Origin of the sequence: Tenacibaculum sp. E3R01 (genome assembly GCF_003318185.1) — a bacterium.
In the GTDB taxonomy this organism is placed as follows: Bacteria; Bacteroidota; Bacteroidia; order Flavobacteriales; family Flavobacteriaceae; genus Polaribacter; species Polaribacter halocynthiae.
Genome location: NZ_QOCC01000018.1, coordinates 1 through 17,500, shown reverse-complemented (window position 1 = coordinate 17,500; position 17,500 = coordinate 1). Strand labels below are relative to the sequence as shown.

General features: G+C 32.8%; 6 protein-coding genes. 3 read left to right on the top strand and 3 right to left on the bottom strand.

Translation table 11 applies throughout. The features are described from left to right. Nucleotides 1–156: 156 nt before the first annotated feature. From cmk to porQ, 3 genes are all read right to left on the bottom strand, one after another. Nucleotides 157–846: a (d)CMP kinase gene (gene cmk / locus DS884_RS04565; RefSeq protein ID WP_113785947.1), complete on the bottom strand. Its 690-nt coding sequence runs from the start codon at nucleotides 844–846 to the stop codon at nucleotides 157–159. A gap of 105 nt (nucleotides 847–951) precedes the next feature. Beyond that, on the bottom strand, nucleotides 952–2,667 hold the full coding sequence (locus DS884_RS04560; protein WP_113785946.1) for a leucine-rich repeat domain-containing protein: 1,716 nt from the start codon (nucleotides 2,665–2,667) through the stop codon (nucleotides 952–954). A gap of 192 nt (nucleotides 2,668–2,859) precedes the next feature. Beyond that, nucleotides 2,860–3,909: a type IX secretion system protein PorQ gene (gene porQ / locus DS884_RS04555; protein ID WP_233487111.1), complete on the bottom strand. Its 1,050-nt coding sequence runs from the start codon at nucleotides 3,907–3,909 to the stop codon at nucleotides 2,860–2,862. A 176-nt stretch (nucleotides 3,910–4,085) separates the two neighbouring features. On the opposite strand from porQ, the gene DS884_RS04550 reads away from it, so the two are divergent. The 3 genes from DS884_RS04550 to DS884_RS04540 all read left to right on the top strand — a co-directional run. Then, nucleotides 4,086–6,326: a gliding motility-associated C-terminal domain-containing protein gene (locus DS884_RS04550; protein ID WP_113785945.1), complete on the top strand. Its 2,241-nt coding sequence runs from the start codon at nucleotides 4,086–4,088 to the stop codon at nucleotides 6,324–6,326. Nucleotides 6,327–6,332: 6 nt separating this feature from the next. Next, complete coding sequence (locus tag DS884_RS04545) at nucleotides 6,333–8,180, top strand: PorP/SprF family type IX secretion system membrane protein (RefSeq protein WP_113785944.1); 1,848 nt, start codon at nucleotides 6,333–6,335, stop codon at nucleotides 8,178–8,180. Between the two features lie 49 nt (nucleotides 8,181–8,229). Continuing rightward, on the top strand, nucleotides 8,230–17,500 hold a 9,271-nt coding region (locus DS884_RS04540), incomplete at its 3' end, for a hypothetical protein (RefSeq protein WP_147239373.1).

Sequence of the window (17,500 nt, the reverse complement as noted above, 5' to 3'; positions counted from 1 at the left end):
TTTTTGTTATGATACTGTTTACCAGTGATTTTTATTCTTGTTGAACCTTCTGAGAATTGAGTATTTAATTTTAATACGTATTTGTGTACAAATAATTAATTCTGAGAGATTACTCTTTGATAAGTAAAAGTAATTAAATCGTATCGATGTATTGTATTATTCTATAGCAGTGTTAACCAAGCTCATGATTCTGTTAAATTGATCTTTTAATCCCATGTTTGAGTTGTCAAATTCAATAGCATCATCTGCTAAAATTAAAGGAGAATCTTCTCGGGTAGAGTCTATACGATCTCTTTCTTCTACATTTTGTAATATCTCTTCGTAGTTAACCTTATCACCTCTATCTATAAGTTCTTTATAACGTCTTTTAGCGCGCTTATCTGCAGAGGCAGTCATAAATAATTTTAATTCTGCATTAGGAAAAACAACAGTTCCAATATCACGACCATCCATTACAATCCCTTTGTTTTTACCCATTTCTTGTTGTTCACTAACTAGTTTTTTTCTTACTTCTGAAATTGTAGAAATTTTACTTACTAATTTTGAAACTTCAAGAGTTCTTATTTCTTTTTCAACGTTCTTTTTATTTAAAAACATTTCAGCAAAACCCATTTCTTCATTAAAGCTAAAAGAAAGAGAAATATTGCTTAAATCACTTATTAAATCATCAGTGTTAAAATGTGTTTCTGAAATATAATTTTGTTGCATAGCGTATAAAGTAACAGCTCTATACATGGCTCCAGTATCAACATAAATATAACCTAATTGTTTTGCTAATTGTTTTGCGATGGTGCTTTTTCCTGTAGATGAAAAGCCATCTATAGCTATGGTAATTTTTTTTGTCATAGTAAAAGAATTAAGAACAACAAAGATAAGATATGGTAATGAAAAAAGGTAATTGTTTTATGAACAATTACCTTTTATAGCTATTTTGAGTAAGTTATTTGTAGTTTATAATTTAATAAACATTGTTGTTAGTGTTCCTTTGTTGGTTGTTATACTTAAAATGTATTGACCAGCGTTAATATCACTAACATCAATAAGTGCTGAGTTGTCTAAACCTATTGCCGTATCAGTGCCTCCTCCAGGACCATTAGGACTGGTTAGTCCTCCATTAGATTGTCCATTTTGTTCACCTGAAAAAACAAGAGGTGCATTTTTCACAAACTGCCCTGATGTTGTTAATATGGTTGCGGTATTTGCAAATGTATTATTGTCTTCAGGTGTTAGTTTTAACGTATGATAAGTTGGGTTAGGAGAAAGTGTAAAGTGATCTTCAAACTTGGTAGCAGTAGGGTCGCAATTAGAACTTACTGTACAGTTTAAGAGATTTAATGTTTGATTGACATATTGTTTCATTTTATTTAATACAGAGTTGTTTATACATATAAAATTTAGTTTTGGACATTGTGTTAAGTTCAGGAAAGAGAAGTTTATATTTCCTGGTCCTATAATGAAATTATGATTGCCAAAAAGAAAAGCTTTTTCTAGATTTGGGTTATTGCTGGCTATTAATGTTGTAGATAAGCAGTTTCTAATGTCTATTTCTGATATTAGATTAAAGGATATGTCTATAAAATTTAATTTACTATTGTTACTTGTAATATCAAGGTTGCTAATTTTATTATTTTTAATTCTTAATGATTCAAGATTAATATTATTGTTAATACTTAATGTTGATATTTGGTTATAATTTAGATTAAGATTTTTTAATGATAAATTAAGTTTGATATCTATATTAGGTAAAAAGTTATTACTTGCGTTTAGTGTTTCTAGTTTAATATTCTTAGAAATATTTAATGTTGTTAGTTTGTTTTTTTCAAGATAAATAAATTTTAATTCCTTGTTTTTGCTAAGGTCAATTGATGCTAAAGAGTTTTCAGAAACAGAAAGGTATTCTATATTTTTGAAGTACTCAATTCCGTTAGTGTTAAAAATATTTTTTTTATGTAAAAATAGATTAATAACTTTTTCAGCTTCATCAATACAAATTTCACCATCACCGTCAGTATCAATAACTGTAGGGTGATTTAATAGAGCTGTTTTAAAATTGGGGTCTGGGAAATTAATAATAGGGCATGTAGGAACTATTGTACATGTTCCAATATGTAATTTATTTCCTATTGAGTTCCAAAAACCTCTATGGTCTACATTATTAGCTTGTGGCATATATTGAGCATTGCTGATACATACGTATTTAATACTAGTTAGGTCAAAGTAAATACCTTGCTCAGCTTCTATTTGAAATGTACTAGGGCCATTTAAATAGGCGTATTCTAGAGGATTGTTAGCAAGTCTTAATCCCCATAGGTTACAAGTTCTGACATCTATACTTTTTAATAGGTTGTTTTGAGCTATTAAAAAACGTAACTTGGTTAGCGTTGCTGTTTTTATACTACGTATACTATTGTTTCGACAAAATATTTTTTCTAAATTAGTAAAGTGCTGTATTCCTTCTAAATTAGAAATATTTTTATTGTCTAAATTTAAAACAGTTACAGAAAGAGCTTCACTTGCATCTACTTCATTATCCCCGTTAGTATCAATTGTAGGGGAGTGATTCAATAAAGCATTTTTAAAATTTGAGTCTGTGAAATTAATTTGCCCATAAGAGTTTAAAAACAAGCATAAAAAGAAGCTTGCAAAAAAAAGTTTTTTTGTTTTCATAATACAAAATTTTTAATACATCATAATTTTTATGATGTATTTTTAAGATTAAAATTTAAAAAGAAGGTTACAATTTTTTATCGTCATAGCCAATACGATATTTTTATAACTTACTCATAGTTTATTTTTCAGGTACAAAGTACGTTATAAAAATAATAGTAACCAAAAAGAAGAGAGTTAAAAGGAAAAAAACTAATATCGAGTAGGATTTTTTCCTTTTGGGCGCTTATCAAGATCAATTTGTAAGCTGAAAGTGCTTACGTTTGAAGCTGAATGAAACTTAGAATATGCGTAGTTAAACTTTAGTTTGTTCATTTTTAAACCAAAACCAAAAGATAAACCACCAAATGAACGTACATTTTGTAATTGTAGTTCTTTACTTCTTCTAAAATTATAACCCACACGTATGTTTATGGCACTATCAGGAAATAATTCAGCACCAACAATAACATGTCTAAAAGCGTTGTCTAAAAAAGAGATACTTTCTTGTGTAGTGTTTCCTTCTAAATTAGTAGTTTGGTTTGTAGGGTTTGAAACTCCAACTTTCCATTTTTGAAGGTTGTCTAGGGTGAGGTACCATCGTAGAGGTACTTTTTCTAACTTATAAGAAGCGCCTAAAATTATTTCAAAAGGTAGTTTTTCACGAGTACCATTAAAAGATGTTATTTGTGTACCTATATTTCTTGCTACTAATGCAATGATAAAAGGATTGTTAGCGCTGTAATAGGTGACTCCAAAGTCAACAGCAATACCGCTTGAAGAAAAAGAATCTATAGAAGAGTAAATTAATTTCAAATTAGCTCCATAATAAAAATCACTTCTTGGAATATTTTTAGCATACCCTATAGAAATAGCAATGTCATTGGCACTAAAAGAACCTTGTTCATTTCCTTCTTCATCTGCTCTGATAATTTCACCATAATTAACGTATTTTATGTTTCCATGAAGAGTCTCAAAATGTTTGTTGATTTCATAGGCATAAGAAACAGATCCTATATTTATTCCTGTTAAGTAACTTGTATAATTTACAGAAAGCTGTTTATGAAGACTGTTACTAATAGTGGCAGGATTCCAGCTAGGTTGGTTTACATCATCAATAAATGTTAAAATTTTACCTCCTAAGGCTACTTGACGAGCAAAGGTAGGGGTGTTTAGAAAACTATAAATGTTTTCACCACCAGTTTGAGAATGTACATAATTACTGAAAATTAGTAAGAAAAAAAGATATATTGATTTATTCACAAGTAAATATAAACGTTACTACAAAAAACGTAAAAAATATTTATTATTTCATAGCTGTAGCATCTTTTCTTGTAAAAGTGATTTATATTTTTTAACTTTCCATGGTGTAAAATTTATTTTTTTGATTGTTTTTATCAAAAAATGTTTAAATTTGGCACCCCCTAAATATCCCTTAAATGAGTGAAAAAATAGCTAAAAGCGTAAAAATACTTTTAGTAATATGGTTGTTATGTCACACGGCAGGCTTGTTTTCACAGGTCTTGTTAAAACCTGAGCTAAAATTTAGCTCGGCATGTAGCAACGCTACAACTAAAGATTTTTCTATAGATTTTCAGTTTACAACTACACCTTTTAATGCAGATAATCAGTTCTTTGTTCAAATTTCTGATAAAAACGGGGTTTTTCCTTCAAATACTACTGATAATAGAGCTTCTGCTGCCATTGTAGGTCAGAATGCTAACTTTACTAAAATAAGAACTTCATTTAGAGTGCCCAAAGATACTTATGGAACAGGGTACAAGGTAAGAATGGTGTCAACATCACCAGAAATGACTGGACCAGAGTCAGATGCTTTTGAAGCGTATGATATGGTTGAAGGAAGTTTATCAATAAATGGAAATATAGCAACAGACTTTATCTGTGGTTCGGGTTCATTAGAATTGAAATTGAACACAGATAAAGAAGGGGTTTACCAATGGTATAGAAATAGAACTATTTTAGTAGGGACTACTACTGAACCTAAAATAACGGTTACAGAAGCTGGAACGTATGAAGCAAGAGTTGATTATGGTATGTGTGGTAACGTGAATTCTATTTTAATTAATGTTGTTAGAATTAGCACAGCAGATGCACAAATAAAAGGAGGTACACCTGTTGAAATTTGTGCAGATGAAACCCATACTTTTGAAGCAACAACAAATAACAGTGCGCTTACTTATAGATGGTATAAAGATGATGTATTAGTGTCGACATCTAATACAAGTACTTATACAACACCAAATACAGGACAGTTTGGAATTTATAGGTTAGAAATTGAAGCAAACGGATGTATATCTAAATCACAAAATGTTGAGCTAAAACAAAAAACAGCAGCAACTTTTACTATAGATATAGAAGGAGTACAAAAAACTGTTTGGTTACCAGGGGAGAGAAGAACACTTAAAATTACGAGTAGTGATATTGATTTGAATGCGGTAACGGTGATATGGTTTAAAGTGGGGAGTACTACTCCTATACCTGGTGTAACAGGCCCAGAATTGGAAGTGAAGGCTCCAGGAGAAGGTGAGTATTTTGCAAGAGTAATTGACAATAGAGGTAGTTGTTCTTTTTCAAAAGATTCTGATACATTTACTTTGTTAGCTACAAAATCTATAAATACTGTAATAAAAACAGCAGATGATTATGTAGAGTGTGATATTGATAAAACGGTATTAACAATTGTAAGTATAAAAGCTACAGGTTCTGATGATGTTGAATATGATTTAACACCTGAGCAAATAGCAATATTAACTTACCAATGGTATAAAGATGATGTTTTGCAAGCAGGTAAAACATTAAATGAATACACGGTTGATTCTTATTTAGATAATGGAATATTTGATTTAGAGGTAAGTTCAGGTGTAGGGCTTAGTAACAAGTCAAATAAATTAGATGTTAAACTAACAATTGCAAGCCCTACAATAGCGTCAACTTCTGCGTCAAATTCATTGTGTCCTGGAGGAACAATTACACTTACCGTTTCTGATATTGTAACCGGATTTACTTATAAATGGTTTAAAGATTCTGTAGAATTAACAGTTGCGGATCCTAAAACTTTAGAAATAACTGAAACGGGTGAGTATAAACTGCAAATTTTAGGCTTTGACTGTGTAAAGGATTTAACACCGATAAATGTGGTGCCTTTTGACGATTCAGCAGTGCTCTTATATGATAGCTCAGGGAATGAAATAGGGCCTTCTGGAAAAATAGTATTATTAACAGGACAGCCAACAACAATTAGAGGTGAAGGAGCAAATACGTATCAATGGGTAGATAGTAATGGAGCCCCATTATCGTCAACAAACATTGTTAGTGTAACTCAAGCAGGTTTTTATACATTAATAGCAACTGTTGATAGTTGTGAAGTAAGAAAAACAGTAGAAGTAGTTGAACAAGATGATCAAATTATTGTACCAAATATTGTGTCTCCAAATACAGTTGATGGTATTAATGATACTTGGGAATTATCTAATAGATATGCATTTCAGCCATCTGTAACGATAGCTATTTATAGCTCTGATGGTAAGGAAGTATTGATGACAAAAGAATATAAAAACGATTGGCCTTCTGAAGATTTAGGGAATCAACGAATTTTTTATTATAAAATAATTAGAGATGACAAGCTTATTAAAGCGGGTAGTATCTCTGTTTTAGATTAAAAGTATATGATTAAAAGAAACACTATTTTTATATTAATGTTCATTAGCTCTTGTGTGTTTTCACAAGTGTCTAATAACGCTGAAATATACAATAGTTTCACTTCTCGTAGTTTTATGAAGTTTAACCGCTTTTTAACGGTACCAACTTTTTCTGCGTTAAGAGAAAATAAAACTTCAATGAGTGCTATTGTAAGAAACAGTAATGTGTCTTTTGAAGATAACCCTAAATTATATTTGTTAAGCTATTCTGGAAAAATGAGAGAGAATGTAGGTGGAGGTTTAGCTGTTTATCAACAAGAAATAGGTGTTTTTAAAGATTTTGGTGCTATTGCAAACTATGCACAAAGAATTCAAATGAATGAAAATTTAGATTTAACATTTGGATTTAACGTATTATACAGTCGAAGGAGTGCTGATGGTTTAAAAGTAAACTCTCAAGTTCCTGATCCTGCATTAAGTAATTTTCAAGATATTCCAATTGTTAATTTTCAACCAGCAGTAACTGTTTCGTTTGGAAAATTTGATGTAGGAGTGTTTTTTGAGAATTTATTAGATTTTAATTTAAAAAGTAATGAATTAGCTACGTCATTTTCAGAAAAAACGTTTTCTGGTCATGCAATGTACTCTCATGAGTTTACATATGCTAGTGGAGTTTTTGAAGGTGCTGATTTACGAGTATTAGCATTAGCAAGAAAACCAGGAAACGGTTCTTTTGGTTTTGGAGGAAATGTAATTCTTGATTTGCCTAAAATGGGTTGGTTAAAAGCAGGTTATGATAAGCAATATGGTATATCTGCTGGAGCAGGTGTTAATTTATCGGATAAATTATCAATAGGGTTCTCTTATGAAAAAGGAGATTTTGCAGCAACTAATGAAGTTGGAATTATTTATAATTTCGGAGAAAAGAAGTTTAGTAGAAGAAGACCAGTGAGAAGAACAGGGAGTGTTAGTATTAAATTACCTGAAAGAAAGCCTAAGCAAGAGTATAAAAATGAAGAACATAACGATTTATCGGATGAAATTCAAGAAGCATATGACTCTATTAGTAAGTTAAATAAAAAAGTAGATGAAATTTTAAGGTTACTTAATAATAAACCGAAAATTGTTGATGTAATTAGAGAAGAAAATAAAGCTAAAGATTCAACAGCAACATCTTCTGATGAAAAGGACACTTCTTTAAGAAGGAGAAAAAATACACCATGGAGAGAGAAAACAGTAACTCGTACTGGTGGTGGTGGAACAATGTATTACCTTGTAACTAATAGTTTTAGAAAGAAAGAAAATGCGGATGCATATTTAAAAGAAAAAAAGAGAATTTTTGAAAAAGCAGATTTAAAAATAAGGTATGTTTTTGATCCAAAAACAAAACATTACTATATGTATGTAGATAGGTTTGCTAAGAAAAAAGATGCAGAAGAAAAGAGTGATGAGTTTAAAGAGAATACTCTTTTTGAAAGTAATAGTAAAGGTGAATTAGCAGGTTTAAAAACAAAGACAGCAAAAGAAGCAGTGTATGTTTTTAAAATAACACTTGGAGATGACGCTAAACCTGAAAGTTATAAAGAACCTAAATCAAGACCAAAAGCAAGAGTTTTAAGAATGAAAAAAGTAGGAGATTTAGAAGAAGGTTTCTATTTACAAATAGGTGTTTTCTCTAAAAAAGCCTTTGCTGATAGGTTTGTTGATGAATTACGTAGTGATAACATAGATGCAAATTATTTTGTGAATCCTACAACAGGCTACAGGCATATATATATATTAAAAACAAGTAGTAGAAGTGAAGTGATTAAATTATATGAGAATAATTTAAATGGTTCTTTTTATGACCCAATATCTATCATAAATATTAAATAAAATAAGTAAAATACAATACTAGCTAAATATTAAATTCTCCCCTGAATCCATGAAAAAAATAGTATTAATATTAATAGCTTTCATTAGCTTTATAACTAACTCGTATTCTCAAGATAAGAATGCAAAAAGAGTTAGTAATTACATAGAAAATAATAGAAAAAAAGTACTTCTTAAAGAGAGTTCAGCTAAACTTAGGCCGGACAAAGCATTTTCACAAAGGTTAGCTGCTGGAGGAATAAATGTTAGAGGTAACATGACCTTTATTGCTAATAATGTGTTAAATCGAGAGTATACTACTACATATACCAGAAGTAGTAATAGACCTTGGATTTGGAATGCAGCATGCGGTTTTTGGTATAGAGATTATACATACACAGTTTCAGGAACTAGTTTAGATGCGAATGATAATTTCCCAGGAGGACAAACTTTATATGCACTAACGTTTACGGATGGTTGTGGAATTAATTACTATTCTAATATTAATAATTTAAACAATGGGCAGCAAAACATGCAGTACATTGATATTGATGATGCTGATGGTATTGCTAATAGTAATTTGACGGATTCTTCTAGTAAATCAACTCTTACCCTACCTACTTGTTCTAGAGTTGTATATGCAGGATTATATTGGGCAGGTATTTATCCTTACGAAACATGGGAGGGTCAGGAAACAAGAGCTCATAATTTAAACGAAATAAAATTTAAACTACCAGGAGAACCTTATAGAGATATTATTGCTGACCCAAATCCAACAGCAAATGAAGTTTATGATAATAATACTGATGGAGCTTATGTTTGTTATAAGGACATTACTAGTATTGTATCAGGCTTAGCTGATCCAAATGGAGATTATTATGCTGGTAATATTAGGGCAGTAAGAGGTTTAGATAGTACCAATGGATTAGGAGGTGCAGGTGGTTGGACAATGGTAATCATTTATGAAAACCAAAATGAATCTAGTAAAAACATTTCTATTTTTGATGGTTTTGTAACAGTAACTCCTGGAGCAAGTAATAATGTAGATGTAACCTATAGCGGTTTTAAAACAATTCCTGCAGGTCCAGTAAGAGCTGAATTTATTGTAGGAGCTTTAGAAGGTGATAGTGGAATTGGAGGAGATCAGTTTCAAATAGAAGATAATACAAATACATATGTAGATATTTCTAACGCTGTGAATCCAGCAAATAACTTTTTTAATGGAAGTATCTCTAGAAACGCTGCACTTACTACTACAAGAACACCATCAAGTACTAATACATTAGGGTTTGATGTAGATATTTTAAGTATAAGTGGAAGTACGAATCCAAGTAATAGTATAATAGGAAATGGAGATACCACTGCTGATGTAAGATTTACCACAAGTGGAGATGTATATTGGCCATTTTTAAATGCAATGTCTATAGAAATCATTGAACCAAAAATTCAAATGATTAAAACGATAGAAGATTCTGCAGGAAATGATATTTCTGGTACTTCATTAGCATTGGGAGCTGAATTATGGTATAACGTTAGTTTCCAGAATGTAGGTACAGATAATGCTTTAAATACTGAGTTTGTTGATATTTTACCTAAAAACGTTGATTTAATTGTTGCTGATATTACTTTACCAGCAGGTATAGATCGTAATGACCCTACTCAATTTCAATATGAACCACCAGCTTTAGCTAATGGTTTTAGAGGGAAAATTACCATTAATATACCAGATAGCATGGTAGAAGAAAATGGCGCAAAATATGATATTCGATTTAAAGTTCAAGTAGTTTCAGATTGTAATCAATTAAGAGATGTTTGTTCTAATCGTATTGAGAATCAGGCTTTTGCAAATTACGATAGTGATAGAGGAGGTACACCAAGAACACTTAATGAACCAAGTTTTGCAGGAATAGATGCCTGTAATTTTGGAGTAGTAGGGACTTCAAATTTTCTTGCTGATACTAGTGGATGTACTTTTGAAAGAGATGAGATTTTATGTGGTGCTAATTTAACTTTAACTGCAGGTAGTGGATTTGCTTCCTATGAGTGGAGAGATGCTGGAGGAACAATTATTGGAACTACGCAATCTATTGTAGTAACAGCAACAGGAACATATACTGTAAGAAAAACAGCACCAGTTGGTTGTATAGATGCAACTGAAACTATTAATGTTATTCCTTATAATTCTGAACCAAATCCATTAATACCGTTTGCAGACAGAATGTTAACATGTCCTAATGATGGTTCAGATTTAGCTGAAATATTTTTATGTGGTACAGGTAGCTCTAGAAGTATAAATTTACCATTTGATCCTGCTTCGGCTACAACAGTTAAATGGTATAAATTAGATGAAACTTCTTGTCCTGATGTTACAACAGTTGGTTGTGCAAACGTAAATACAAGTTGTACATGGAACGAAATAGGTTCAGCATTTAATCAAAGTATAGCTGATGAAGGAGAATACCGTGTAGATGTGCTATATGATGGAAGGTGTCCTAATACATATTATTTCAACGTATTCAAAGCAACATTAACACCAGATATAATTAAGCAAGATATAACGTGTGGTAATGATGGTCAAATAGTTATTAATGGAATACCAGCTGGATATCAGTATAGATTAACTGGACCTTCTGGTTATGATGTAGGATTTCAAAATTCAAATACATTCTCAGGATTAACTAATGCAGGAGATTATAATTTACAAATACGTATAAATAATCCTACAGCAGCTTCTTGTACTTATGATTTCGGTCCAATAAATATTCAAAATAATGATATAACTATTGATGTAACTCCTACACACATAGTTTGTTCTGGTGATATAGGGAAAATTAGAGTACAAGTTAATAATGTACCAGGTCAATATACCTATACATTATTACAAGGAGCTACTACAATTGGAACACAAGGCCCAATAAATAGTAATGATTATACATTTGATGTAACAACAGGAGGAGCATATCAAGTAAGAGTTACTACAGCAGATTGTTCAATAACTGAAAATGTTACTATAAATCAGGCTCCAGATTTAACACTTACAGCTGCTAATACAAAAAACATTTCCTGTACAGGAGGATCTTCTGATGGAATTATTACTTTATCAGGAAGTGGAGGAACTTTAACTACGGGTAGTCAATATAGTTATGCAGTATGGACAGATAAAGGAACAGATTTATATACTGCAGTTTCAGATATTCCTGCTGGTGCTTATTTTTCATCAAATACCTATTCTGTAACAAATGGGAATGAAGGAACGTACAGATTTATAATTATTGATAGTAATAATTGTTACACGATTTCTAATCCAATAACTATTTCTGTTGAAACACCTTTAGCATTTAATCATACAGCAACAGATATTTCTTGTACAGGTCAAATAGATGGTTCTATTAATGTTTCAGTTAATGGTAGTAATCAAGGGTATTTAGTTGAGTATAGTATTGATGGAGGTGCAAATTGGGATACTTCAGGTAATTTTACAGGGTTAGCTGTTAACACATATACCATAGATATTAGAGCTTCTAAGCCTTCATATTTATGTACATATTCCATTGCTAATGTTCAAATTGAAGATAAAACACCTATTGTTAGTTCTGCAAGTTTAACACAAGATTATACATGTACTACTTTTGGACAAATAACTTTTGTAGCAGCAACTGGAGGTACTCCAACTTTTACTTACGGTATTAATGGAGTTTACAATACTGATTTAGTTTATAACAATTTAACTGAAGGTACTTATGCTATAACAGTACGTGATTCAAATAATTGTGTTTTAACATTACCAAGCATAACAATTGATCCATTACCAGTAATACCTGTATTCACAAACAGTGTAGCTTATAACTGTGATGGAACAGGTAATATAACATTAACACCACCAGCAACACCAACATTAACCTATAGTTATAGTTTGGATGGAGGAACTGCTCAAGCAAGTAATGTTTTCAATAATGTAGCTACAGGAGCACATACAATTACTGTTACTGCACCGCGAGCTTGTCCAAGAGATGTAGTCGTTAATGTAGCTTCAAACCAGGAGTTTAGAGGAAGTATATTAGGAAGTGCTGATAGTGTTTGTCATGGAAGTGATAATGGATCTATTACTATATTTGCAGAAAACTTCACAGGAGCTAGTTATGAATATTCTACTGATGGAGGAACAACATGGAGAGAAGCAGTAGACAATCCTTATAAAATAGTAGGTTTAGCTAATGGTTCATACAATATTTTCATTCGTGAAAATGATGGTGTAGTAAATTGTCAAGTAGATTTAGGTTCTGCTACTGTAAATGAACCACCAGCATTAACATTAACAGCTTCAGTTGATAATCCACCTTCATGTGTTGGAGCTGGGGCAACATTAACTTTTACAGCTGTTGGAGGTGTACCACCTTATGAATATAGTATAGATGGTTTTGCAACATGGCAATCATCACCAGTTTTTCCAAATGTACCTCCAAGTGCAACACCTTATATAGCAAATGTAAGAGACAGTAGAAACTGTGATGAATGTGGTTGTTCAGTAGATCCTTTCCAAAACGGAGGTTTTGAAACACATCCATTTACAATTTCAACGTATAGAATTGTTAATGAAGATGATGTTCCAGGATGGGATACAACTGCTTCTGATAATAGAATTGAAATATGGAGGTCTGGTTTCAATGGAGTACCAGCTTCTGAAGGAGAATATTTCTTAGAATTAAATGCAAATGTTAGTTCTTCTTTATATCAAGAATATTGTACAAAACCAGGAGATGTTATTACATGGTCTGTTGATCATAGAGGAAGAGCTGGTACTGATGTTGCTACCGTTAGAATTGGTGGCGATTTAGCAACAGCAGGAGTTCAAGAAACAATGAGTGACGGAACATCTGCTTGGGGTTCTTATTCAGGTACATATACAGTTCCTGCTGGACAAACAACAACAATTATAGCTTTCGAAGCAGTTTCTACCGCAACAGGTAGTTTATCTGTAGGTAACTTTATAGATAATGTTGACATTGCCATTAATAAGGTAGGATGTACACCTGTTACAGTTAATGTTAATCCTCCTAGAACAATAGATTTTACAGCAGTACCAACGACATGTTTTAATGGAAGTAACGGACAAATAGATATAACAGTAAATGATGGAAATGGTGATTACCAATTTATTTTAAATGGTGGGTCAGCACAAACTCCAACACCAACTACCTCTAATACGTATACTTTTAGTGGGTTAAGTGCAGGAACATATACAGTTGACGTAGTAGATGGAGCTGGTTGTAATGGTGTTCAACAAAGTATAACCATCAATGGTCAGTTAACCGGAACAGCAGCCACAACGAATGTTACATGTAATGATGGAAGTTTAACAATCACACCACAAGGCGGAGATGGAACTTATACGTATGCAGTAATAGCAACTGGAAGTGGAGCTACTCCAAGTTATTTAGGAACAGCAACTTTCCCAATCACTACTTCAGGAGATTATGATTTCTTTATTTTAGATGGATCAGGATGTAGCTATAGTTCAACGATAAATGTAGGACAAACTACAAATCCATCATTTACCACCACAGCAACCCAAATAAGTTGTAATGGAGGAACTGGAAGTATTAATGTAAGTATTTCAGATGGTATTGCACCGTATACAATAAACTTCAATGGAACTAATACGACTCAAAGTGGAAGTACCATTTTATATGACACATTAGCTCCAGGAACGTATAGTGTTCAGGTAACAGATGCAAATGGATGTACCCAAACCCCAGTAAATGTGACTATAAATGCATTAACAACGGTATCAAGTACAGCAAGTGTAACACAAGATTATACGTGTACAACTTTAGGACAAATTACATTTACAGCAGCAACAGGAGGAACAGGACCATATACTTATGGAGTAGATGGTGTTTATAATAGCGCTTTAGTATATAACAACTTAACAGAAGGGAGTTATGTATTAACAGTAAGAGATAACAACGGATGTACTCAATCAGTAGGAACATTAACTATAGATCCATTACCAGTAATACCAGCATTCACAAATAGTGTAGCATATAATTGTGATGGAACCGGAAATGTAACTTTAACAGCCCCAGCAACACCAGTTTTAACTTATACTTATAGTTTAGACGGAGGAACTACAACTCAGGCAAGTAATGTATTTAATAATTTAGCAGTAGGTACACATACAGTAACAGTAAATGCCCCACGCGCATGTCCACGAAATTTTGTAGTAACAGTAGCCGCAGGTCAAGCCTTTGGTGGAAGTGTAACAGGAAGTACAGATGTAACGTGTAATGGAGGAACAGATGGGACGATTACTATAGAAGCAGTCAACTTTACAACTTCATATCAATATAGTACAGATGGAGGAACGAATTGGGTAACCACCACTAATGCAGCGACTACAATCACAGGCTTAGATAACATAAGTTATACAATTCAAATCCGTCCAGATGCAAGTTCATTAGCAGCTTGTACAGTTAGTTTACCAGCAGTAACTTTAAATGAGCCAACAGTTGTAGGCTCAAGTGCGGCGATAACAAAGGTTATAACGTGTTCAACTCCAACAGGAGCAACAATAGAAGTAACAGGAACAGGAGGAACCCCAGGGTATACCTATAGTATAGATAATGGAGGAAGTTTCCAAGCGAGTTCAACATTTACAGGCTTAACAGCAGGGAATTATAATGCAGTAGTACGAGATAGTAATAATTGTGATTCACCAGCCTTTGCAATTACTGTAGCTCCAGCTTTAGGACTTACATTTACAGCAGTACCAACTACATGTTTTAATGGAAGTAATGGAGAGATTGTTGTAACAGTAGCAGCAGGAGGAAATGGAAATAATCAATTTATTATAAATGGCGGGTCACCACAAACTCCAACACCAACAACCTCAAATACGTATACCTTTAGCGGATTAAGTGCAGGAACGTATACGATTGATGTAATAGATGGAGCAGGATGTTCAGGAACACAACAAAGTGTAACGATCAACGATCAGTTAACTGGAACAGCAGCCACAACGAATGTTACATGTAATGATGGAAGTTTAACAATCACACCACAAGGCGGAGATGGAACTTATACGTATGCAGTAATAGCAACTGGAAGTGGAGCTACTCCAAGTTATTTAGGAACAGCAACTTTCCCAATCACTACTTCAGGAGATTATGATTTCTTTATTTTAGATGGATCAGGATGTAGCTATAGTTCAACGATAAATGTAGGACAAACTACAAATCCATCATTTACTTTAAGTTTACCAAATACTACACCTGAATGTTTTGGAGAGCAAGAAACAGTTAATGTTGCTATTGCAAACGGAACAGCTCCATATACGATAAATATAACTAATGGAGGAAGTGTTAATACTACCACAACAACAAATAGTTTAACTAGTAGTTTTTCAGGATTAACAGCAGGAACTTATACAGTTTCAATAACTGATGGAAATACATGTTCTCCAGCTAATCAGACTATTACTATTATAGAGTTGCCAGAGTTAACAGCAACTTTAAATGGTAGATTACCAGCTACATGTGTTAATTTTGAAGTAGATAATAGTGCTTATGGTTTTGAATATGATTTATCAGGTACAACATTACCATCTGCACCTTATGTATTACAATTAAGAAGGTTAAATGGAACTTGGACTGCGGATCATACAGAAAATGTATTTTTAGGTATTGACCCAGGAACAGTGGTAAATCCAGCAATGAGAATTGTTGATGGAGGAGGTACTGTTATTTGTATGAAAACTTTGCCACAATTTATAACTCCATTCTTAGTTGATGGATTAATTGTAAATCCTGTAGCTAATCCTGGTTCTTGTGCTTCAGGTTTTAGTGTAACGGTTGAAGCGGTAGGAGGAGTTGGTCCATTTCAATTTGCAATATCTAATACAACAGGAACTTGGTATAATGCAGATGCTACTAGTCCACCACCACCACCACCAGCACCAGTACCTTCGCAAGACAGGACTTATACATTTACTGGATTAACTCCAGGATTAACATATGTATTTTATGTAAAAGATACTAACGAAAATGCAGGGGGAGCAATTCCAGGTGATGCTAGTGATGATTGTATTAAACAGAATAATGAAGATGTATATGCAGATTTTACACCTAGCATACCTATAACAACAGCAGTTAACTCAAACCAATGTAACGGAGCATCTAATGGTGAAATAACATTTACTATTGATACAAGTAGTCCAGATATAAGTTCTCCATTCACATGGACTTTATTTAAGAGAAATGCCTCTAATGTTGGTGTAGCAGTAACTACACCACCTTATAGTGGAATATCTCATTCTTATACGGGTACATCAACAACGGTTACTGCTTCTGGTTTAGATGCAGGAAGTTATTACATAGAGGTTACATCAGGAGCTTGTTCTTGGGGTAGTTTAGATACTCTTATTCAAGAAGGAGATCCTATAACAGGAAATGTGATTAAAGGGAATGATATTTCATGTAGCCAAAATGGTATAGTAAATATTACAAATGTTATTGGAGGTTTCCCTGGGTATACATATGCGCTTAATATTACTAATGCTACAGGAATTACGACGCCAACATCATCAACGTCTATTAATATTCCTTATGCAAATGTTACAGACAAAACATTACCTGTAACGGTTGAAGTAACAGCTACAGATACAAATGGATGTTCTGCAGTTATTGGAAATGTAAGCTTAAGTGTAAGTCAATTACCAGTTATTAACTCAGTAACTTCAAACAGTTGTGGTACTAATAATACAATAACTGTTGACATGGCAAGTGGTTTAGCTCCATATCAATATTCTATTGATAATGGAACTACATACACAGCAGCTACATCAACTGACCCATATACATTTAATAACGTTACAGAAGGTAATCACACAGTTATTGTTAGAGATGCAAATGGTTGTGAGAGTGCAACACAGGCTGTAACTATACATCCTGATATTGATTTCAATTTAGTGGTTAGTCAAAATTTAAATTGTACACCAGGTCAAGCACAAGTTACAGTTAATGTAACTTCAGGTTCAGGAGGAACTTATAATTATACCATTTTAGGAGTAGGAGCAACAGCAAACCCTCCAATTACAGCAGGAAGTTTTGCAACAAATTCAACAACACACAATGTAACTACAAGTGGAACTTATGAAGTAACAATTACTGATACTTCTTCTACATGTTCAATTGCTAGGCAGGTTGTTGTAGCACCAGCGATTGTACCAAACTTTAGTGCGGTAGCGAGTGTAAATGGAATTTGTAATGGAACAAGTACAGGAGAGATTCAGATAACTGAGGTAAATAATAGTATTAATCCATTAGCATATAGTATAGCTCCAGTAG

Bases quoted from the DNA above. Each gene is read 5' to 3' on its own strand.
- DS884_RS04545 (WP_113785944.1), top strand. From the start codon at position 6,333: ATGATTAAAAGAAACACTATTTTTATATTAATGTTCATTAGCTCTTGT.
- DS884_RS04560 (WP_113785946.1), bottom strand. From the start codon at position 2,667: ATGAAAACAAAAAAACTTTTTTTTGCAAGCTTCTTTTTATGCTTGTTT.
- DS884_RS04550 (WP_113785945.1), top strand. From the start codon at position 4,086: ATGAGTGAAAAAATAGCTAAAAGCGTAAAAATACTTTTAGTAATATGG.
- cmk (WP_113785947.1), bottom strand. From the start codon at position 846: ATGACAAAAAAAATTACCATAGCTATAGATGGCTTTTCATCTACAGGA.